21 protein-coding genes are annotated in these 19114 nt (G+C 71.8%); 11 read left to right on the forward strand and 10 right to left on the reverse strand.

Annotation, left to right across the window (positions count from 1 at the left end; all coding sequences use genetic code 11):
* The first annotated feature begins 169 nt into the window (after positions 1-169).
* Complete coding sequence (locus AB0F11_RS30500; RefSeq protein WP_362180534.1) at positions 170-739, forward strand: GNAT family N-acetyltransferase; 570 nt, start codon at positions 170-172, stop codon at positions 737-739.
* Here AB0F11_RS30500 and AB0F11_RS30505 read toward each other — a convergent pair.
* From AB0F11_RS30505 to AB0F11_RS30530, 6 genes are all read right to left on the reverse strand, one after another.
* Positions 736-2253: a type VI secretion protein gene (locus AB0F11_RS30505; RefSeq protein WP_362180537.1), complete on the reverse strand. Its 1518-nt coding sequence runs from the start codon at positions 2251-2253 to the stop codon at positions 736-738. The two genes, AB0F11_RS30500 and AB0F11_RS30505, sit on opposite strands and share 4 nt — an antisense overlap.
* A gap of 2 nt (positions 2254-2255) precedes the next feature.
* Positions 2256-3677 carry an ATP-binding protein gene (locus AB0F11_RS30510; protein WP_362180540.1) on the reverse strand — a complete coding sequence of 474 codons (1422 nt, stop codon included), beginning with the start codon at positions 3675-3677 and terminating at the stop codon, positions 2256-2258.
* A gap of 20 nt (positions 3678-3697) precedes the next feature.
* Positions 3698-5257 (reverse strand): SCO6880 family protein, encoded by a 1560-nt coding sequence (locus AB0F11_RS30515; protein WP_362180542.1) that lies wholly within the window; start codon positions 5255-5257, stop codon positions 3698-3700.
* Entirely contained in the window at positions 5254-6609 is a 1356-nt protein-coding gene (locus AB0F11_RS30520; protein WP_362180545.1) for a hypothetical protein, read from the reverse strand. The genes AB0F11_RS30515 and AB0F11_RS30520 overlap by 4 nt, the downstream gene beginning before the upstream one ends.
* Positions 6599-7429 carry a hypothetical protein gene (locus tag AB0F11_RS30525; RefSeq protein ID WP_362180548.1) on the reverse strand — a complete coding sequence of 277 codons (831 nt, stop codon included), beginning with the start codon at positions 7427-7429 and terminating at the stop codon, positions 6599-6601. The genes AB0F11_RS30520 and AB0F11_RS30525 overlap by 11 nt, the downstream gene beginning before the upstream one ends.
* A 102-nt stretch (positions 7430-7531) precedes the next feature.
* Complete coding sequence (locus AB0F11_RS30530; protein ID WP_042818271.1) at positions 7532-7840, reverse strand: hypothetical protein; 309 nt, start codon at positions 7838-7840, stop codon at positions 7532-7534.
* Between the two features lie 309 nt (positions 7841-8149).
* Between AB0F11_RS30530 and AB0F11_RS30535 the strand changes: the two genes are divergently transcribed.
* The gene (locus tag AB0F11_RS30535) at positions 8150-8560 is read left to right on the forward strand and encodes a hypothetical protein (protein ID WP_362180551.1); all 411 of its coding nucleotides are present in this window, start codon (positions 8150-8152) and stop codon (positions 8558-8560) included.
* A 66-nt stretch (positions 8561-8626) separates the two neighbouring features.
* Here AB0F11_RS30535 and AB0F11_RS30540 read toward each other — a convergent pair whose 3' ends face one another.
* Positions 8627-9490 carry a pentapeptide repeat-containing protein gene (locus tag AB0F11_RS30540; protein ID WP_362180554.1) on the reverse strand — a complete coding sequence of 288 codons (864 nt, stop codon included), beginning with the start codon at positions 9488-9490 and terminating at the stop codon, positions 8627-8629.
* A gap of 67 nt (positions 9491-9557) precedes the next feature.
* Here AB0F11_RS30540 and AB0F11_RS30545 point away from each other — a divergent pair, with 67 nt between their 5' ends.
* The 5 genes from AB0F11_RS30545 (at position 9558) to AB0F11_RS30565 (ending at position 14810) form a co-directional block, all read left to right on the forward strand.
* Positions 9558-10166: a LysE family transporter gene (locus AB0F11_RS30545; RefSeq protein ID WP_362180557.1), complete on the forward strand. Its 609-nt coding sequence runs from the start codon at positions 9558-9560 to the stop codon at positions 10164-10166.
* 63 nt (positions 10167-10229) lie between these two features.
* Positions 10230-11021 carry a thioesterase family protein gene (locus AB0F11_RS30550; protein ID WP_362180560.1) on the forward strand — a complete coding sequence of 264 codons (792 nt, stop codon included), beginning with the start codon at positions 10230-10232 and terminating at the stop codon, positions 11019-11021.
* A gap of 94 nt (positions 11022-11115) precedes the next feature.
* Positions 11116-12792 carry a serine/threonine-protein kinase gene (locus AB0F11_RS30555; RefSeq protein ID WP_362180563.1) on the forward strand — a complete coding sequence of 559 codons (1677 nt, stop codon included), beginning with the start codon at positions 11116-11118 and terminating at the stop codon, positions 12790-12792.
* Positions 12793-12859: 67 nt separating this feature from the next.
* Entirely contained in the window at positions 12860-13876 is a 1017-nt protein-coding gene (locus AB0F11_RS30560) for a bifunctional lytic transglycosylase/C40 family peptidase (RefSeq protein WP_362180566.1), read from the forward strand.
* 217 nt (positions 13877-14093) lie between these two features.
* Positions 14094-14810, forward strand: a complete 717-nt coding sequence (locus tag AB0F11_RS30565) for a phosphatase PAP2 family protein (RefSeq protein WP_362180569.1) — start codon at positions 14094-14096, stop codon at positions 14808-14810.
* A 152-nt stretch (positions 14811-14962) separates the two neighbouring features.
* Here the strand turns inward: AB0F11_RS30565 and AB0F11_RS30570 are convergent, their stop codons facing one another.
* Together AB0F11_RS30570 and AB0F11_RS30575 are read right to left on the reverse strand one after the other, a co-directional pair.
* Positions 14963-15262, reverse strand: a complete 300-nt coding sequence (locus tag AB0F11_RS30570; protein WP_362180572.1) for a hypothetical protein — start codon at positions 15260-15262, stop codon at positions 14963-14965.
* A 92-nt stretch (positions 15263-15354) separates the two neighbouring features.
* Positions 15355-15564, reverse strand: a complete 210-nt coding sequence (locus AB0F11_RS30575) for a hypothetical protein (protein WP_362180626.1) — start codon at positions 15562-15564, stop codon at positions 15355-15357.
* 132 nt (positions 15565-15696) lie between these two features.
* Between AB0F11_RS30575 and AB0F11_RS30580 the strand changes: the two genes are divergently transcribed.
* The gene (locus AB0F11_RS30580) at positions 15697-16533 is read left to right on the forward strand and encodes a hypothetical protein (protein ID WP_362180575.1); all 837 of its coding nucleotides are present in this window, start codon (positions 15697-15699) and stop codon (positions 16531-16533) included.
* Between the two features lie 147 nt (positions 16534-16680).
* Positions 16681-16833 (forward strand): hypothetical protein, encoded by a 153-nt coding sequence (locus tag AB0F11_RS30585; protein ID WP_362180578.1) that lies wholly within the window; start codon positions 16681-16683, stop codon positions 16831-16833.
* Between the two features lie 98 nt (positions 16834-16931).
* Here the strand turns inward: AB0F11_RS30585 and AB0F11_RS30590 are convergent, their stop codons facing one another.
* The gene (locus AB0F11_RS30590) at positions 16932-17279 is read right to left on the reverse strand and encodes a metal-sensitive transcriptional regulator (RefSeq protein ID WP_362180581.1); all 348 of its coding nucleotides are present in this window, start codon (positions 17277-17279) and stop codon (positions 16932-16934) included.
* Between the two features lie 204 nt (positions 17280-17483).
* Here AB0F11_RS30590 and AB0F11_RS30595 point away from each other — a divergent pair, with 204 nt between their 5' ends.
* Positions 17484-18104: a DUF47 family protein gene (locus AB0F11_RS30595; RefSeq protein ID WP_361916524.1), complete on the forward strand. Its 621-nt coding sequence runs from the start codon at positions 17484-17486 to the stop codon at positions 18102-18104.
* A gap of 5 nt (positions 18105-18109) precedes the next feature.
* Complete coding sequence (locus AB0F11_RS30600) at positions 18110-19108, forward strand: inorganic phosphate transporter (RefSeq protein WP_362180584.1); 999 nt, start codon at positions 18110-18112, stop codon at positions 19106-19108.
* Positions 19109-19114: the final 6 nt, after the last annotated feature.

The raw sequence follows: 19114 nt of genomic DNA on the forward strand, positions 1-19114 counted from the left end.
AGGGGGGACCCTGTGGGAGAGTAGGACGCCGCCGAACAATCATTGTGGGAAAGCCCCGCACCAGCTCTGGTGCGGGGCTTTTCTGCGTTTACCGGCAGGTGCGGTGCGCGGCCGGCTTGTGTTCGATATCCGGGTGCGGTCCGGTCGGGCGCGTGATTGGATCCGGGCCATGACTCAGCATGTGATCCGGCCCGTGCGGGCGGACGAATGGGAGAAGGTCAAAGAGCTTCGGTTGGCCGCGTTGCGCGACCCCGTGGCACCTTTGGCGTTCCTGGAGACCGTTGACCAGGCGGCGGCGAAGCCCGACGAGTTCTGGCAGGACCGGGCTCGGGGAGCCGCGGAAGGGAACGGCGTGCGGCAGTTCGTGGCCGAGGCCCCCGACGGGCGGTGGGACGGGACGGTGACCGTGTTCCTTGAGGAGATCGGTGCCGTCGACTTCCTGGAGCAGACCGTCGAGCGCAACCAGGGGCACGTCGTGGGCGTGTTCGTGCGGGCCGAGCAGCGCGGCACCGGGATCACCGATGCCCTGTTCGAGGCCGCACTGGAATGGGCCTGGTCGCGGGAACAGCCGGTGCTGGAGTGCGTACGGCTCTTCGTACACGAGGACAACGAGCGGGCCGGGGCCTTCTACCGGCGGTTCGGTTTCGAGCCGAGCGGGCTCGTGGTACCGAAGCCGGGCGACCCGACCTCCAAGGAGCTGGAGTACGTCTTCGCCCGGCCGGAGGGGCAGAGGCGCTAGAGCTGGGGCCAGCGGGCGCGGGCCTGTTCGCGGCTGCGGCACAAGGCCAGGAGGGGCAGCGAGTCCTCTTCGAGGAGCGCGGGCAGCTGAGGGAGCGGGGCGACGGCCGCCACGTCCTCCAGGACCAGCGTGAGTGGTGGGTCGAGCCGGCCGTGGGATGACCGTGCGGCCATGCGGCGGCCGTGCTCGACCACGCTGGAGGCGAGTGCGGTGAGCAGCGGCATCGCACCCGGGTGGGTGCGGGGGTCCTCCAAAGGTTCACCCACCACGTAGAGGGTGCCCCCTTCGGTGGCGAACGATGCCAGGGTGAGCGCATCCGTTCGGTTCGGGGTGCAGGCCTCGCGGATGTGGATCGAGGTCAGGCAGGAAAGGGCCCGGGCCGTGAGGTGGTGGGCCTGTTCGCGACGTTCGGGGTGGGCGGTGAGGGCGCTTTCGAGTTCGCCGGCTGCGCCGGGAGCCGCCTGGGGGTGGGTGCGCAGGATTCGGACCGGGTCCTGGGCGCCCGTGCCCTGGGTCCAGCGGTGGAGCTGCTTGAACGGGCGGTCGTCCAGGGCGGCTGCCTGGAGCCAGCTGCGCAGGAGCGTTTCGGCGGTGTCGGCCACGGCGGCGTCCATACGGGCCTGCGGTCGTACGGGGGCCAGCAGGGCCGCGGCGCGCGCGGCCGCGGTCTCGCGGTCGGCGCAGGCGTCGGCGGGGTTCCAGCGCATGCGGGCCGGGGTGTCGCACAGGTGCTGGGGGTCGTAGAGGAGGACGGGGCCCAGCTTGGCCCGGGCGTCCTTGGTCTCCGACCAGAGGATCGGGGAGGACGTGACGACGAGGGCCGCGCCTTCCGCGGCGGCGAGCTGCCGGGCCGCCAGAACACGGCGCTCCGGGGGGCTTCCGTACGCCAGGCGGGTCGCCGCCCGGGCGGGGGCGAGGGCAGGGGCAGGGCCCGGGGCGGTGGCGTTCGGGGCGTAGCCGAAGCCGTAGCGGTACGCGTCGTCCGGCGGGGGAGCGGTTGCTCCCGGTCCGGGTTCCGGTGGCGTGGGCGGTGACGCGGGCTGCGGGACGGGTCGGTGGGGTTCCGCGGCCGGCTGCGGGGTGGTTGCCCCGATCTCGGCCTGCTGCGCCTTGGGCTTCGCCGCGGCCCGCGCCCTGCGGGACTTCGTACGGGCGATGACGCCGATCGCGAAGACGGTCAGGACGAAGAGGACGAGGAGCTGGCCGACGAAGAGGCCCCAGAAGAGGCCCCAGCCGGACAGGGCCGCCGGGTCGGTGTCGGGCCAGGCGCCGGGGATGTCGTGCGGTTGCGTGACCAGGGCGCGCACGGCCCCCGGGGTGCGGGCGAAGGTGACGGTGCCGGGCCAGGAGCCGTGGGCGAGGAGGGCCGCGAGGCCGGTGGAGGACCAGACCAGCGCGGCCAGTCCGAGGAGGAAGGCCAGGAGGCCGACCAGGACCCCGTCCGGGACGCCGCCGCTGCCCGGGGCGGGTCCCGGGGCTGCGGCGCCCGTACGTCTCGTGTCGCTCTCGTGCATGGCTAGGCCACCGTGGTCGCGGATCCCGGGCCGCCGCCTTGGTGGCGTTCCATGAGCAGGGCGCGCTGCTCCGCCTCCAGTTCGGCCGCCAGCATGTCGTCGGGGAGCGGGGGGTGCGGGGTGGAGGACTCCGTCATGGCACGGTCGGTGTAGACGAGGGGGCGTTCGGCTTCGGTGATGAGGTGTTTGACCACTTGGACGTTGCCGTTGACGTCCCAGACCGCGATGCCGGGGGTGAGGGTGGGGATGATCTCCACCGCCCAGCGGGGCAGGCCGAGAACGCGGCCGGTGGCGCGTGCTTCGTCGGCTTTCTGGGCGTAGATGGTGCGGGTCGAGGCCATTTTGAGGATGGCGGCGGCCTCGCGGGCGGCTGCGCCGTCGACGACGTCGGAGAGGTGGTGGACGACGGCGACGAAGGACAGGCCGAGGCGTCGGCCGAACTTCAGCAGGCGCTGGAAGAGCTGGGCGACGAAGGGGCTGTTGATGATGTGCCAGGCCTCTTCGACGAGGAAGATGCGCTTCTTGCGGTCGGGGCGGATCCAGGTGTGCTCCAGCCACACGCCGACGATCGCCATGAGGATCGGCATGGCGATGGAGTTGCGGTCGATGTGGGAGAGGTCGAAGACGATGAGCGGGGCGTCGAGGTCGATGCCGACGGTCGTCGGGCCGTCGAACATGCCGCGCAGGTCGCCGTCGACGAGGCGGTCGAGGACGAGGGCGACGTCGAGGCCCCAGGCCCGTACGTCGTCTATGTCGACGTTCATGGCCTCGGCGGATGCGGCTTCGGGGTGGCGCAGCTGCTCAACGATGTCGGTGAGGACGGGTTGGCGGTCGCGGATGGCGTCGACGACGTAGGCGTGGGCGACCTTGAGGGCGAAGCCGGAGCGTTCGTCGAGGCCGTGGCCCATCGCGACTTCGATGATGGTGCGGAGCAGGGCGAGCTGCCCGGTGGTGGTGATGGCCGGGTCGAGGGGGTTGAGGCGGATCCCGGAGTCGTTGGCGGCGATGGGGTCCAGGCGGATGGGGGTTATCCCCAGCGCTTCCGCGATCAGGTTCCATTCGCCGACGCCGTCCTCGCCCTGGGCGTCGAGGACGACGACCTGGCGGTCGCGGAAGCGGAGCTGGCGCAGGACGTAGGTCTTCTCCAGGGCGGACTTGCCGTTGCCGGACTCGCCGAGGACGAGCCAGTGGGGGGCGGGGAGCTGTTGTCCGTAGAGCTGGAAGGGGTCGTAGATGTAGCCCTTGCCGCTGTAGACCTCGCGGCCGATGATGACGCCGGAGTCGCCGAGTCCGGGGGCGGCGGTGGGCAGGTAGACGGCCTGTGCCTGCCCGGTGGAGGTGCGTACGGGCAGGCGGGTGGTCTCGACCTTGCCGAACAGGAAGCTGGTGAAGGCGTCCGTCAGAGCAGACAGCGGATCTCGCATGGGGCGGCCCTTCCCTCCAGCTAGCGTCGGATGCCGGTGGCGAACGGCAGGGTGTTGACGAAGGCGCGGTGGTGCTCGCGGTCGCACCATTCGAGCTTCAGGTACGACTTGCCGGCCGAGGCCCGGATGGTGCGTTTGTCGCGGGCGAGGGCTTCGGGTGAACGCGAGGACACGGTGATGTACCCGACGAGGTTGACCCCTGCGGCACCGCTGGCGAGATCTTCACCTCTTTGGTCGAGCCGGCCGTGGGCGGCGACGTCGCGCGGGTCGACGGTGCGGTTCATCTTGGCGGCGCGGGAGGCGTCGGCCTCGTCGTTGGTCTTCTCGGTGAGCATGCGCTCGATGGCGATCTCGGTGGGTTCGAGGTCCATGGTGACGGCGACGGTGCGGATCACGTCGGGGGTGTGGACGAGGAGCGGGGCGAGGAAGTTCACGCCGACCGGGGTCATCGGCCACTCCTTGATCCAGGCGGTGGCGTGGCACCAGGGGGCGCGGGTGGAGGACTCGCGGGTCTTGGCCTGGAGGTAGGTCGGTTCGACCGCGTCGAGTTCGGCGGGCCAGGCGTTGCGCTTGGTCATGGCCTGGATGTGGTCGATGGGGTGGTCCGGGTCGTACATGGAGTGCACGAGGGAGGACAGGCGGCTCTGGCCCAGGGGCTGGCGGACGCGGATGTCGGCTTCGGCGAGGCGGGCGCAGATGTCGGTGAGTTCGCGGGCCATGACGATGGCGAGGCCGGCGTCGCGGTCGAGCTTGCGGCCCCGGGCGCTGCCGGCGCGGGCGATGGTGTGGGCCTCGGCGGCGAGTTCGCGCGAGTAGTGCATGCAGGCGACGAGGTACGCGCGGTGCTGCTCGGAGGAGGTGGAGACCATCGACTGGAGCTGGTCGTAGGAGTCGCGCAGCCAGGTGGGGGAGGTGGAGTCGCCGCGCTGGGCGACGTCCTTGGCGTGGGCGTCGGGGTCGGCGGGCAGGGTGCGGGCCAGCATCTGCAGGCGGGTGACGAAGCCGTCTCCGTTGGCGACGTGCTTGAGGAGGGTGCCGAAGCGGTCGACGAGGGCTTCCTGGTCCTCGCTGTCGCGCAGGCCGACGCCGGGTCCTTCGATCTCGATGGCAGCAGTGACGGTCCTGCGGTCGGCGTGCAGGAGTACGGCGATCTCGTCGGGGCCGAAGGGGGCGGAGAGCCAGCTGATGCGGCCGATGCCGGGGGGCGGGCCGACCTCGACCTCGCGGCCGTCGGCGGCGCGGGTGCCGGCTTCCATGGCGCCGGAGCGGTACGTGGTGCCGCGGCGCAGGGTGCGCTTGTAGCTGCGGTTGATCTCGAACCACTTGTAGAAGGTGCGGCCGCGGTAGGGCACGTACACGGCGGCGAGCGCGAGCAGGGGGAAGCCGGCGAGGGTGACGATGCGCAGGGTGAGGTCGGGGACGAGCAGTCCGCTCATCATGCCGAGGAACGCGCCGGCGATGATCAGGGCGATCTCGCCGCTCTCGCGGTTCTTGCCGACGATCGCGTTCGGCCGGGCGCGGCCGATGAGATACGTGCGGCGGGGCGCGACCGGGTGGAGCTGGTGGGACTGGGTCGTCAACGCCCGTCACCTCCTGTGTTCCTCGTGCTCGAGCTCGTACGGGGCGGGGGTGCGGCGGAGGGGACGGCTCCGCCGCCGTTCCCGCCGCCGGTGGGGCGGCTGCTGTGGGCGGCCACTCCTCCGGAGATCGGGTTGGCGGGGCGGGGGGCGCCGCTGCTGCTGTCGCCGCCGGAGCGGTGGGCGCCGCGGCTGCTGTGGGTCTTGATGCCCTGGGAGACGAGGGAGGCCGGAGAGCTGATGACGGCGGCGGCCTGCGCGCCGTCGGTGGCCTTGCTGCGGCCGGCGCGGGCGGAGGCGATCTCGTCGCCGAAGCCGGGGACGAAGCGGTAGATCATCGCCGAGGCGAAGATCGCCAGGAGGATGATGGCGAGGCCGGAGACGACGGCGGAGAAGGCGTTGGGCCCCTTCTCGCCGGCGAGGGCGCCGGCGAGGCCGAGGACGATGACGATGACCGGCTTCACGAGGATGACGGCGATCATGATGCCGGCCCAGCGGCGGACGTGGCCCCAGAGGTTGCGGTCGACGAGGCCGGCGTAGACGACGACGCCGAGGAGGGCGCCGACGTAGAGCAGGGCGGCCCGGATGAACAGCTCCAGGAACAGCACGCCGGCGGCGAGGACGGTGACGAGCGAGACGACGATCAGCATGATCGGGCCGCCGCCGATGGAGTCGCCCTTCTTGAGGGCTTCGATGAAGGAGCCGAAGAACACGTCGGTCTGGCCGCCGCTCGCGGAGGCGATGACCTCGGTGACGCCGTCGGTGGCGGAGACCACGGTGTAGAGGATCAGGGGGGTGAAGGCGGAGGCGAGGACGGTCAGCCAGAGGAAGCCGACGGCTTCGGAGAGGGCGGTGGCCAGCGGCACGCCGCGGATGGCGCGCTTGGCGACGGCGAGGAGCCACAGGACGAGCGTGAGGATGGTGGACGCCGCGAAGACGATGGCGTACTGCTTGAGGAAGGCGCCGTTGGTGAAGTCGACGTTGGCGGTGCCGTTGATGGCCTTGCTGAGCTCGGTGACGATCCAGGCGGCGGCGTCGGCGCAGCCGCGGGCCAGGGAGGCGAGGGGGTTGAGGGCCTCGGTGGGGTCGCTGGGTGCGAGGCCGGTGCGGGGGGTTCCGCCGGTGGCTGCGCCTTGGCCTCGTTCGCAGTAGTCCTTGGCCGGTCCCCTGATCAGGTCGCAGGGGTTGTTGCTTGCCTGCGGGCTCGGGGTGGGGCTCGGGCTCGCGCCGGGGGTCGTGGGCGTGGCGTTCGGCGTGGGGGTGGCGGCGAGCGCCCGGGTGGCCAGGAGTACGGCTGCCGTCTGCACGGCCGTGACCACGGCCAGGAGCGACAGGTGTGGACGGCTAGCGCGCATAGGTGAACCCCCCGAACTGCGACACGGCGGCTGCCATTTCCTCGGCTGAGGAGGCAGTCTGGTCCTGGCCCACCGGTGCCGGGCCGCTCTTCTGCGTGAAGTCGGCGATCCGCCAGTCGCCGTTCACCCAGCGGAGCTCGAAGGTGTTGGTGTACCAGCTCTCCGCGACCGGGTTCTGTGAGCCTTCGCCGGCCAGTCCGAACAGGGTGGAGTGCCACACCGACACGGTGGCGGCGTCGCCGCCGAACTTCTCGACCTTGGTGCCCACCGGGTTGGTCCGGGAGATGAAGATCAGGCCCTTGGGTGCCTTGCCGGCGGCATCGAGTCCGAGCCGGGCCAGGAACGCCGGGTCCGTGTAGACGCGGTCGAGGTCGCCCTGGCGGGCGGCCGCGACGTCGGGCGTGTACACGGCCTGGACGATCGCCCGTCTGCGGGCAGGATCGAACATGCCGTCGGAGCCGAGCGCCACCGCGTAATTCGCGGCAGCCGACTGGGCGCCCTGTTCGTCGTGGGCGAAGCCCTTCGGGATACCGCCGTTCTTGCCGTCGACCGGGCGGGTGCCGGTGGCGGCTGTGGCGGTGGTGGCCGGCGGGGTGTCCGCGGCGGTGGAGTCGGGGGTGTCGGTATTGCCCGACTGGTTCGCGAACGCGATGGCGGCGATCAGCAGGACGACCACGCCGACGACGGTGATCAGGCTCCGCGAGGCGCGCGGAGTGCGGCGGGGGGCGCCGTACGGGTCGGAGTCGGATTCCGGCAGGCGGGTACGGGTCTGGCCCGTGCCGCCGACGGCCCCGCCGCCGTACTGGTCGTCGTTGCTCATTTCGTGTCCGCCCCCTCCGCGTCGTACGACGGTAGCGCTGGTTCCCGCGTGGATGCGGTCTGGTGAGTCGTCCTCAGGTCGGGATCCGGCGGGCGGTCCCGGCTATACGGCCATTCCGTAGACGATCGTGAACAGCGTGCCGAGGGAGCCGATGATGAAGACCCCGGTGAGTCCGGCCACGATCAGGCCCTTGCCCTGTTCCGCGCTGAACGTGTCGCGCAGGGCGGTGGCCCCGATGCGCTGTTTGGCTGCGCCCCAGATGGCGATGCCGAGGCAGAGGAGGATGGCGACGGCCATGATCACTTCGATCATGACCTTGGCTTCGTTGCCGAGACTGCCGAACGGCCCCCAGTTCGGGGCGATTCCGCCGATGATGGTGGTGATGTCGCCCTTTTCGGCTGCCAGGATCATGTAACTCACCGCCCCTGTACGGGTAGTTCCGGTAGCCCGTGCCGACGGCAGGGGTCACGCACTATCTTCGCTGATGAAACCGCTGTCGTATGTCGACTTGACGGCTCTCTTTACCCGATATCCCGGTACTTGGCCCGCTTGGCGGCTCTGACCTGGACGGGGGCCGCTGTCCGGGTGAACGGGCGGGTGTGTCGCCGATCCGGCCCGCCGGGGTTTGTCCGATCTTCCGTCAGTCGTTTTGTCGGGCCGGGCGGTTGGCGACCGCGGGTGCCGCGCCCCGATGTCAGTTCCCCGAGTCACCCTGGACGGATGACGAGTGCAACGGTGTGGACCCTGGCGGACCTCCAGGCGGCGATTCGGGCCGGCTGGTCGGCCGAGACCTGCTCGCCCGACGACGTCGAACGGGAGCCCTGGACGCCTGAGAACCCGGCCTGGGGGCACTGCGACATCACGGCGCTGGTGGTGCAGGACCTGATGGGCGGCGGGCTGCTGGTGGGGGAGGTCTGGCTGGACGGCGAGCAGCACGGCTTCCACACGTGGAACGTGTTGCCCGGCGGGATCGAGGTTGACCTGACGCGGGAGCAGTTCCGGCGGGGGCAGGTGGTGACCGAGGGGCGGCTGATGGGGCCGCGGCCGCAGGGGCGGCTGCCGCGGCGGTGGGAGGAGTACCAGCTGCTGCGGCAGCGGGTCGGGGAGCGGCTGGGGCGGCCCCTGGCGTGACGGAGGGGGCGGGACGGGGCGGGGCTCCGGGGGCCGAGCCCCCGGGCCGGCCCGTGTCCTGGCGCGTCAGCTACCGCCCGCCCGCCCAGCCCAGTGGGCCGGGCGGGTCAGGGTCGTCGGGATCTTGGTGGCGGTGTCGCCGCGGGCGGCGTTCAGCTGGGCCTGGGTGAGGAAGAGGGCGTCGCGCAGGTCGGCGCCGCGCAGGTCGGCGTCGCGGAAGTCCGCGCCGATCAGGTCGGCCAGGCGCAGGTCGGCGCCGCCCAGGTTCGCGGCGATCAGGTACGCGCCGCGCAGGTTGGCGCCGCGCAGGTCGGCACGGGCCAGGCGGGCGCCCATGAGGTCGGCGCCGCGGTGGTTCTTCCTGCGGCCGGGGGCCTTGGCGCGGACGAGCTCGCTGCTCTCCAGGAGCAGCGTGTTGATCTTCTGGCGCAGGGCGCCGACGTCCAGGCCGGTCAGGGCCTCGGCGTCGGCCGCGGCCCACCGGGAGGTCTCGTCCAGGGCCTCGCGCAGGCCGGCGTGGACGGGGCGGGCAGCGGGGCGGGCGAGGGCCTCGGTGACGTAGAAGAGCAGCTCGTGGAGCTGCCGCATGACGGGGAAGACCTCGAACATCGCTGCGGCGGTGCCGGGGTGGGTGCGCCAGTCGCGGCCGCCGAAGGTGACCTGGGAGACCTGCTGGCCGGCGCCGAAGCAGTCGAAGGTGGTGCAGCCCTGGAAGCCCTTGTCGCGCAGCTGGGTGTGGATGCCGCAGCGGAAGTCCTGGCGGAGGTTCTTGCAGGGGGTGCCGGCGGCCTTGTTCACGGCGAAGTCGTTGGACTTGGCGAAGGGCAGGGCCACGCAGCACAGCGCGAAGCAGTTGGCGCAGTCGGCGTGCAGGTGCGGCTGGGGGTGCGCGGGCGGCTGCTGGCGCGGGGGCAGGTCAGAGGTGGACACCCCTCCATTGTGACGGCAGGGCCGAGGGGGGCTTGATCGGGCGGGCGGGGGAGGTGAGCATCCGTGCATGACTGAAGTGATCGCAGTTGCCGTCATCACCGTCCTCGCCGTGATCAGTCCCGGCGCCGATTTCGCCATGGTCGTCCGCAACAGCTACCTGTACGGGCGGCCCACCGGGCTGTTCGCTGCGGCCGGCGTCGCGGCGGGCGTGCTGGTGCACGTCTCGTACACGATGCTCGGGGTGGGTCTGCTGATCGCGTCCTCGACGGCCCTGTTCACGGCGATCAAGCTGGCGGGCGCGGCGTATCTGGTGTGGATCGGGATCCGGACGTTCCGGGCGCGGGCCGAGCTGACGGTGGACCTGGAGTCGAAGCCGCAGTTGACGCGGGTCGGGGCGCTGCGGTCCGGTTTTCTGACGAACGTGCTCAATCCGAAGACCACGCTGTTCGTGGTGTCGACGTTCACGCAGGTGGTGGGGCCCGAGACGCCGGTGTGGCAGCAGGGGGGGTACGGGCTGTTCATGTCGGCGGCGCACCTGGGCTGGTTCGGTGCGGTGGCGCTGTTCTTCTCGAACGCGCGGCTGAGGGACCGGATGCTCAAGGCGCAGAAGGCGCTGAACCGGGCGATCGGGTCGGTGCTGGTGGGGTTGGGGGTGGGGCTGGGCTTCGCCCGCTGAGCCGCCGATCGGGTGGGTGCGGGGCTCTGGCGGCGGGGGTTACCGGCGGGTAGCGTCTCGGGTATGGCGTTCTTCGAGCGGATCAGTGCGCAGCGGTTCCTGGCCACCGAGTACACCCGCGGGCCCTGGGACGCGGGCGCGCAGCACGCGGGACCGCCGGCCGCGCTGCTCGGGCGGGCGGTCGAGGAGCGGCCTGGGGCGCGCAGCGACATGCGGATCGCGCGGATCACGTACGAGATCCTGCGGCCGGTGCCGATCGGCCCGGTGCAGATCACCACGAAGGTGCTGCGGGGCGGGCGCAGCACCGAGGTGGTGGAGGCGGAGCTCGTACCGCTGGGGGCGACGGCGCCGGTGATGCTGGCGCGGGCGCTGCGGATCCGGGTGGCCGAGGGCGCGGACGCGGTGCCGGCGGTGGTGCCGGGGCCGGAGCTGCCGCCGCCCGGGGAGGTGGGGGTGACGCCGTTCTTCCCGGTGCCGTGGGAGACGGGCTACCACACGGCGATGGAGACCCGGTTCACGCAGGGCGCGTTCATGGAGCCGGGGCCGGGCACGTGCTGGATGCGGATGAAGGTGCCGCTGATCGCGGGGGAGGAGACCAGGCCGCTGGACCGCGTGCTGGTCGCCGCCGATTCGGGCAACGGGATCAGCGCGGTGATGGACTTCGGCCGGTACGTCTTCGTCAACAGCGACCTGACCGTCCACCTGCACCGCCACCCGGCGGGCGAGTGGGCCTGCGTCCAGGCGCGTACGAGCGTGGACGCCGCCGGGATCGGCCTCGCGGACGCCGTCCTGCACGACGAGAAGGGGCCCATCGGGCGGAGCGCGCAGAGCCTGTTCGTGGCGCCGCGTTCCTAGCCGAGTTCCCGGCCCGTTGCCGGCCGCGTTCCTGGCCGCCTTACTGGTCAACCCGCCTGCGGGGCAGGGAAGTCGGTGTGGCAGGCTCGGGTCAATGGAGCCGCTGAGAGACGTCGACCCCGCCCACATCGGAGCGCATGCGCTGCTGGCCCGGCTCGGCGCCGGCGGCATGGGGCAGGTCTACCTGGCGCGCTCGCCCGGCGGGCGGCTGGTGGCGGTGAAGGTGATCCGCGAGGAGATCACCGGTCATCCCGAGGCCCTCTCCCGGTTCCGGCGCGAGGCCGAGACGGTGCGGGCGGTGCGGTCGGCGTACACGGCGAACCTGATCGACGCCTCGCTGGCGGCGCCCCCGTTCTGGCTGGCGACCGAGTACGTGGCGGGGCCGACGCTCGGCCATGCCGTGGCGCAGCGGGGCGCTCTCCCGGCGGACACCTGCCGCAGGCTGTTCGCGGCGCTCGCGGAGGGGCTCGCGAGCGTGCACGCGTACGGGGTGACGCACCGGGACTTCAAGCCGCAGAACGTGATCCTGGGCGCGCAGGGCCCGCAGCTCATCGACTTCGGCATCGCGCGGGGCGTGGGCGAGACGGCGCTGACCCAGGACGGGCAGGCGCCGGGCACGCCGGGCTACACGGCGCCGGAGGTGCTGCTGGGCGGCGAGGCGGGGGCCGCGGCGGACGTGTTCGCGCTGGGGGCGACGCTGGCGTACGCGGCGACGGGGCGGCCGCCGTTCGGGACGGGCGTGGCGGCGACGGTGAGCTACCGGGCGGTCCACGAGCCGGTGGACGTGGCGGGGGTGGAGCCGGGGCTGGCGGCCCTGATCGAGGCCTGCGTGGCCAAGGACCCGGGGGAGCGGCCGGGCCTGCCCGAGGTGATCGCGCGGTGCGGGGTCCGCGATGCGCTGGTGGACGACCCGGTCTACCTGGGGCTGGGGACGCTGGGCGAGGCGGTGCCGCTGCACGAGATGCGGACGCAAGGGCCGGGCATGCCGGTTCCGGGGTCCGCGCCGGCGGGGTACACGCCGACCGGTTACGCGGGTGCGACGGTGCCCGCGCCGGCTGCGCGGCGGGGCCGGACCGCGGCCTGGGTGGCCGCGGGGGTGGCCCTGGCGGTGGTGGGTGCCGTGGCGGTGTGGCAGCTGGGCCCGGGCGGTGGCCACGACGCGGCCGGCGGCCGGGGCGGCGGGTCGGCCGCGCAGACCCCGGGCGCGCAGACCCCGGCCGCGCAGACCTCGGCCGGCGCATCGCCCTCCCCGGCGGGCCCGCCGACGTTCATCAAGCAGACGGCCCCGAACCTGGACGACTACAACCCGATCCAGAACCAGTGCCACAACCCCGTCCCCGAGGAGCCCCCGCTCGGCGACTTCCAGGGCTCGATCACGCAGCCTTCCACGGACTACCTGCACGAGCTCAAGCCGGGCCAGGTCCGGATCGGCTACCGGATGAAGACCGAGCTGCCGGACGCGCCGCCGTACTACGTGTCCGTCGTCGTCAAGCCGCAGCACGAGGTCGACGCGAGCGGCCGGTCCACGCAGGTGGCCGCGAACCGGCAGCTCGGTTTCGTCGCCAAGGCGCGGGACGTCTACGAGGGCGACGAGCTCCAGTGGAAGTACGTCGTATATCCCGATGATTTCTCGATGGAGTTGGACGGGAAAAGGGTCAAGGCGCCTCCGCTGGCGCAGGATCCGGGGGGATGGACGGTGGTGTACCGGCATGCCGTCTCCGACGTGCAGCACAAGAGCGTGTGGTGCCTCGGTTTCGACTTTGTGGCATAAAAAGGATGAATCCGACACGTACCGGTGAATCCCTGTGAAAGTCTGGTCGATGGGGGAGGGTTGACGGGTGCGCAGGTTCTGGGTGAACAGCGGGATCGGCTTCGCGGCGTGTCTGAGCTTCGTGGCCCTGCTCGTCGTCGGTACGTACTCGGCGGCCGCGGGCATCGCGAGCGGCGGCGGCCGCGCCGTGGGCCTGGCCAAGGGTGCCGTGCCCGCGAAGTACCAGGCGCTGGTGCAGAAGTGGGGCGTGCTGTGCCCCACGCTGACCCCGGCGATCCTGGCGGCGCAGCTGTACTCGGAGAGCGGCTGGAACCCGACGATCGTCAGCCCGGCCGACGCGCGCGGCATCGCCCAGTTCATCCCCGGCACCTGGGCCGTCCACGGCATCGACGGCGACGGCGACGGCGACCGGGACATCTGGGACCCCAACGACGCCATCCCCTCGGCGGCTTCGTACGACTGCGAGCTGGCCAAGGACGTCAAGAACGTCCCCGGCGACGCGGTCGGCAACATGCTCGCGGCGTACAACGCGGGCCCCGGGGCGGTCCTCCAGTACCGCGGCGTGCCCCCGTTCCGCGAGACCCAGGGATACGTGAAGGCCATCACGACCCTGGCCAAGAGCTTCGAGAAGCCGGTCGGGCGGGTGGCGCCCTCGCAGCAGGCGGCCGGGGCCATCTACTTCGCGCAGAAGCAGCTGGGCACCCCGTACCTGTGGGGCGGAAACGGTACGGCTGACCAGGACTACCGGTTCGACTGCTCGGGGCTGACCAAGGCCGCGTACGAATCGGTCGGGATCGAGCTGCCGCGCGTGGCCAACGACCAGTACAACGCCGGATCGCATCCCGCGCGCTCCGAACTCCTCCCCGGTGACCTGGTGTTCTTCTCCAATGATCTGAACAATTCCCGGGAGATCCACCACGTCGGGCTCTACGTGGGCGGCGGTTACATGATCAACGCCCCGTACACCGGCGCCGTGATCCGCTTCGACAAGATCGACGCGCCGGACTACTTCGGCGCGACGCGGGTCACCAAGGACGGGGCCGAGGCCCTTCCGGCCCGCACCGCGGAAGCCAAAGCCCCTTAACCGCAACGGCTGGTCACGCTCCGTCAGGCGCAGGCCCTGAGCTGCGGTGACGCATCACTCTTGGATAACGTTGCGGTGATCATTCCGTGGAGAGTGGAACCAGTCCGTCAGAACGGGCGTTCCATGGTCACGGGGAGGGATCGCAAGGGGGGGTTCGCGGGGCGCACACACCGGTGCGCCCACTGGGGACCGAGCAAGGGCAAGGGGCCGCATCGCCATGGTTGCACTCACAACCGGTGGTCCGAACGTGGACGTCAGCCTGCTGTACGACGTCAATGCGCTGGCCCGGCACGCCCCGGCCGGTGTGGACCGGGCCGTCGCCCTGGTCAGTTCGTACGGCATCCCCCTGCTCCTGGTCCTCCTCGTCCTGTGGTGCTGGCGCGGCGCGCGCCGGCAGGAGGAGGCCGCGGCGGTCGAGTCGTTCGCCGCCCTGGTGTGGGCGCCGCTCGCCGCCGGCCTCGCGCTGGTGGTGAACGTCCCGCTGCGCCGGCTGGTCGCCCGCCCCCGCCCGTACCTCCAGCACGACGGGCTCGACGTCCTCCAGGGCGGCCCGGCCCACGGCCACTTCTCCTTCGTCAGCGACCACGCCACCCTCGCGATGGCCCTGGCCGTCGGCCTGTTCATCGCCCACCGCAGGCTCGGCCTCCTCGGGATCGGCCTCGCCCTCCTCGAGGGCTTCAGCCGCCTCTACCTCGGGCTGCACTACCCCACCGACGTCATCGGCGGCTTCGCCCTCGGCACCGCCGTCGTCCTCGTCCTCGCCCCGCTCGCCATGGCGCTGCTGACCCCGGTGGTGCGCGCCGCGGCCCGCTCCCCGCGCGCCGCCCGGCTGGTACGGGCCGCGCACCGGCCCCGGCCCTGCCCGGTGGACCTCGCGCAGGACCGGGCGGCGGCCGGCGGCTCGCGCACGCCCGAGAGCGACCTCGCCGCCTGAGCGGCCGGGCCGAGCCCAGCGCCTGATCCGGAGCCGTACGCCCCGTCAGGTGCGGGCGTACGCATGCCAGACGCTCATCAGCAGCGCCGCCAGCAGGCACAGCCCCGCCGCCCCGAAACACAGCCGCACCGCCGCCGGGCGGGACCGCGGTGTCACCGGCCGCCGCCGTCGGTCGGACGGGCGGCCCCGTCCGCCCCGTCTGCACCGTCCGCCCTGTCTGCACCGTCCGCCCCGTCTGCGCCGTCCGCCTCCGCCTCGGTCTCGCGGCGGTAGCGGGAGCGCAGCCACAGGCCGGTGAGGACGGCCGCAGCGGTGGTCAGCCCGATGGCCAGGGCCACGTCGGCCGGGCCGTCCGACGAGCCCGTGGGCCGGGCCGAGGCCGCGGCGGCGGGGGTCAGCGCGATGAGCAGGGCCCAGAACAGGGCGGCGACGCGGGGTGCGGATCCTGGCATGAAGCCAGCGCATCCGCTCGCGGTCGGCCCGGCCAGCCGGGAGCGTCCGAACGGGCGACGGCCCAGGCGGTGCCCGTTCCCCTCGCGGCGCCCTACCCGGCGGCGTGGCGGGCGGCGTCCTGGCGGGCCAGATCGCGGGAGCGGCGCGCCGGCCCCTTCCAGCCGCAGGTGCAGACGGCCAGGCAGAACGAGCCGCGCTCGGTGGTGCTGGTGGTGTGTCCGGGGCCGGGCTGCTCGGTGGGACGGGGCAGCGGCAGGGAGGCAAGCGGAGGGGCGGGCGATGCCTTCGTATGCGGATCCACCCCACCACGGTACCGGGGGCCGCGGCCGGTCCGGGAGCTCGGCGGCCCGTGACGGGAAACCGCGGATCTCGTTAACCGGAGCGGGTGGGGGCCTCGGGCAAACAGCGGTCATGCGTTGGGGGTTGGCAGGCAATGGTGGTGCACCAGCACAGGCAGCGGCGCGGGCGTGCGGGCGAGGCGGTGCTCGCCATCGGCGTGGCCGCGGCCATCGCCGCCATGAGCGGGTGCAGCGGCTCCGCCTCGGCCGGCGACGACCGGCCCCCCGCCGATCCGGCGGCCGCGGTCCGTGCGGCCGCCGACGCGCTCACCAGGAGCGGCAGCGCCCAGGCCCGTACGGCGATGGAGATGGCCACCGGCGGCACCAGGGTCACCATCCGGGGCGAGGGTGGCGTCGACTTCAAGAACCGGATGGGACAGCTCCTGGTCATGCTGCCCGCCGACGCGGCCGGGAAGGAGGAGCACCGGCCCATCACCGAGCTGCTCGTCCCCGGCGCCCTGTACATGAAGAACCGGGGCGCGGGCGTGCCCGACGACAAGTGGGTGCGCGTCGACACCACGACCCTGGCGGACGGGAACCTGGTGACGGGCGGGGCGACCGACCCGCTGGCCGCGGCCGAGCTGCTGCGCGGGGCGCAGGAGGTCCGCTACGTCGGCGAGACCGATCTGGCGGGCACCAAGGTGCGCCACTACCAGGGGACCACGGACATCGGGCGGGCCGCGCAAAGCGCCTCGCCGGGGGTCAAGGGAGCCTTGGAAGCAGCAGCGAAAGGGTTCAGCAAGGACACCGTGCCCTTCGACGCCTACCTCGACCAGGAGGGCCGGCTGCGGAAGGTCCGGCACCGGTTCTCGTATGTCAACAATGGCGTGATCGATGTCTCCTCCACCACGCTGCTGTATGGATTCGGGACGCCGGTGAGCGTCGTATTGCCCGCAAGCAAGGACATTTACGCCGGGAAGATCGCCGAATAGCCGGTCGGGCGGTCCCGGGGCGGCGCGATCGGACCATGGCGGGGTAGCCGGAAATGGTCCATCCGTGTCATGCGCACCGCGCCCGGCCCTCCCTAGGCTGGGAAACCGTACGCCCATGTCCGATGGCGGCAGATTGAGGTGACACGCGTGACTCCCGCTGGCGCTACGACGGTGCAGGACCACGTGGCGCTCGCCGAGATCGAGCTGTGCGGCGAGCTGATCATCGCGGCCTCCGCGGCGGACGAGGAGCGGCTCAGCCAGGACCGGATCGACGAGGTCCTGATGGGCCTGGGGCTGTAACGCCCGCCGGTGCCGTGGCCCCCGCCGGTGCCCTTGCTCCCGCCGGTGCCGTGGCTCCGCCGGCGGCCCCCGCCGGCGCTCCGCCCCCGGCCCGCCCCTCAGGTCCGCAGCAGCCGGGCGATCGCCTTCGTGGCCTCCTCCACCTTGGCGTCGATCTCGGAGCCGCCCTTGACGGCCGCGTCGGCGACGCAGTGCCTCAGGTGCTCCTCCAGGAGCTGCAGCGCGAAGGACTGCAGCGCCTTCGTGCTCGCCGAGACCTGGGTGAGTATGTCGATGCAGTACACGTCCTCGTCGACGAGCCGCTGCAGGCCGCGGATCTGCCCCTCGATCCGGCGGAGCCGCTTGAGGTGCTCGTCCTTCTGGTGGTGATACCCGTGCACCGGCGCTTCAGGGGCCGTACCGGGGGCGACAGCGGCTCCGGAGCCTTCCGCCTCGATGGCCGTCATGGGGTCCTCCCGTGGTCCGGACGAGGGGCGCATTCCTGGTGCATACCCCTCATGGGTATAGGTTACCGGGCCCCGGCCGCGAGGGCAGGGGTCCGCAGGCTCACTGTGCCTGATGGAGGACACCCTGGGACCGCCGGTTAGCCGTGGCCGGGCGATGCGCCTAGCATCAGCCTGACCGAATCCGATGCACCCCGAGGACCACACGTGCGATTTCGTCTGACCCCCAGGGAGACGAGCTTCTACGACATGTTCGCCGCATCCGCGGACAACATCGTCACGGGCTCCAAGCTCCTGATGGAACTGCTCGGAGCGGATCCCTCCGCCCGGGCCGAGATCGCGGAGCGGATGCGTGCGGCCGAGCACGCGGGAGACGACGCCACCCACGCGATCTTCCACCAGCTGAACTCCTCGTTCATCACGCCGTTCGACCGCGAGGACATCTACTCCCTCGCCTCGTCGCTCGACGACATCATGGACTTCATGGAGGAGGCCGTCGACCTGGTCGTCCTCTACAACATCGAGGAGCTCCCCAAGGGCGTCGAGCAGCAGATCGAGGTCCTGGCGCGGGCGGCCGAGCTGACCGCCGAGGCCATGCCGCACCTGCGCACGATGGACAACCTCACCGAGTACTGGATCGAGGTCAACCGCCTCGAGAACCAGGCCGACCAGATCCACCGCAAGCTGCTCGCGCACCTCTTCAACGGCAAGTACGACGCGATCGAGGTGCTCAAGCTCAAGCAGATCGTCGACGTGCTCGAAGAGGCCGCGGACGCGTTCGAGCACGTCGCGAACACGGTGGAGACCATCGCGGTCAAGGAGTCCTGAACCTCGTGGACACCTTCGCTCTGATCGTGACCATCGGTGTCGCGCTCGGTTTCACGTACACCAACGGTTTCCACGACTCTGCGAACGCGATCGCGACCTCGGTCTCGACCCGGGCGCTGACCCCGCGCGCCGCCCTCGCGATGGCCGCGGTGATGAACCTCGCCGGTGCCTTCCTGGGCAGCGGCGTGGCCAAGACGGTCAGTGAGGGCCTCATCGAGACCCCGACGGGCTCGACCGGGATGTGGGTCCTGTTCGCGGCGCTCGTCGGCGCGATCGTCTGGAACCTGATCACCTGGTACTTCGGCCTGCCGTCGTCCTCCTCGCACGCCCTCTTCGGCGGCATGGTGGGTGCGGCGCTGGCCGGGGGGATCGGGGTCATCTGGTCGGGCGTCGTCGACAAGGTCGTCATCCCGATGTTCCTCTCGCCGGTCGTCGGCCTGGTCGCCGGCTACCTGGTGATGGTCGCGATCATGTGGATCTTCCGGCGGGCCAACCCGCACAAGGCCAAGCGCGGCTTCCGTATCGCGCAGACGGTCTCGGCGGCCGGCATGGCCCTCGGCCACGGCCTCCAGGACGCCCAGAAGACGATGGGCGTCGTGGTGATGGCCCTGGTCATCGCCGATGTCCAGGACGCGGGCGCCCCGATCCCGGTGTGGGTCAAGCTGGTGTGCGCGGTGATGCTGTCGCTCGGTACGTACGCGGGCGGCTGGCGCATCATGCGCACCCTCGGCCGCAAGATCATCGAGCTGGACCCGCCGCAGGGCTTCGCGGCCGAGACGACCGGCGCGTCGATCATGTTCGCCACGGCCTTCATCTTCAAGGCGCCGATCTCCACCACCCACGTGATCACCTCGGCGATCATGGGTGTCGGCGCGACCAAGCGGGTCAACGCGGTCCGCTGGGGCGTCGCGAAGAACATCGTCATGGGCTGGTTCATCACCATGCCGGCCGCGGGCCTCGTCGCCGCGCTGTGCTTCTGGCTCGTGGACCTGGCCGTCGGCTAGCGGTAC

Origin of the sequence: Streptomyces sp. NPDC032472 (assembly GCF_040636955.1) — a bacterium.
GTDB lineage: Bacteria > Actinomycetota > Actinomycetes > Streptomycetales > Streptomycetaceae > Streptomyces.

Excerpts from the sequence above, each read along its gene's own strand:
- AB0F11_RS30500 (WP_362180534.1), top strand. The coding sequence starts at position 170 with ATGACTCAGCATGTGATCCGGCCCGTGCGGGCGGACGAATGGGAGAAG.
- AB0F11_RS30505 (WP_362180537.1), bottom strand. The coding sequence starts at position 2,253 with ATGCACGAGAGCGACACGAGACGTACGGGCGCCGCAGCCCCGGGACCC.
- AB0F11_RS30510 (WP_362180540.1), bottom strand. The coding sequence starts at position 3,677 with ATGCGAGATCCGCTGTCTGCTCTGACGGACGCCTTCACCAGCTTCCTG.
- AB0F11_RS30520 (WP_362180545.1), bottom strand. The coding sequence starts at position 6,609 with ATGCGCGCTAGCCGTCCACACCTGTCGCTCCTGGCCGTGGTCACGGCC.
- AB0F11_RS30525 (WP_362180548.1), bottom strand. The coding sequence starts at position 7,429 with ATGAGCAACGACGACCAGTACGGCGGCGGGGCCGTCGGCGGCACGGGC.
- AB0F11_RS30530 (WP_042818271.1), bottom strand. The coding sequence starts at position 7,840 with ATGATCCTGGCAGCCGAAAAGGGCGACATCACCACCATCATCGGCGGA.
- AB0F11_RS30535 (WP_362180551.1), top strand. The coding sequence starts at position 8,150 with ATGACGAGTGCAACGGTGTGGACCCTGGCGGACCTCCAGGCGGCGATT.
- AB0F11_RS30545 (WP_362180557.1), top strand. The coding sequence starts at position 9,558 with ATGACTGAAGTGATCGCAGTTGCCGTCATCACCGTCCTCGCCGTGATC.
- AB0F11_RS30550 (WP_362180560.1), top strand. The coding sequence starts at position 10,230 with ATGGCGTTCTTCGAGCGGATCAGTGCGCAGCGGTTCCTGGCCACCGAG.
- AB0F11_RS30555 (WP_362180563.1), top strand. The coding sequence starts at position 11,116 with ATGGAGCCGCTGAGAGACGTCGACCCCGCCCACATCGGAGCGCATGCG.
- AB0F11_RS30565 (WP_362180569.1), top strand. The coding sequence starts at position 14,094 with ATGGTTGCACTCACAACCGGTGGTCCGAACGTGGACGTCAGCCTGCTG.
- AB0F11_RS30570 (WP_362180572.1), bottom strand. The coding sequence starts at position 15,262 with ATGCCAGGATCCGCACCCCGCGTCGCCGCCCTGTTCTGGGCCCTGCTC.
- AB0F11_RS30580 (WP_362180575.1), top strand. The coding sequence starts at position 15,697 with ATGGTGGTGCACCAGCACAGGCAGCGGCGCGGGCGTGCGGGCGAGGCG.
- AB0F11_RS30590 (WP_362180581.1), bottom strand. The coding sequence starts at position 17,279 with ATGACGGCCATCGAGGCGGAAGGCTCCGGAGCCGCTGTCGCCCCCGGT.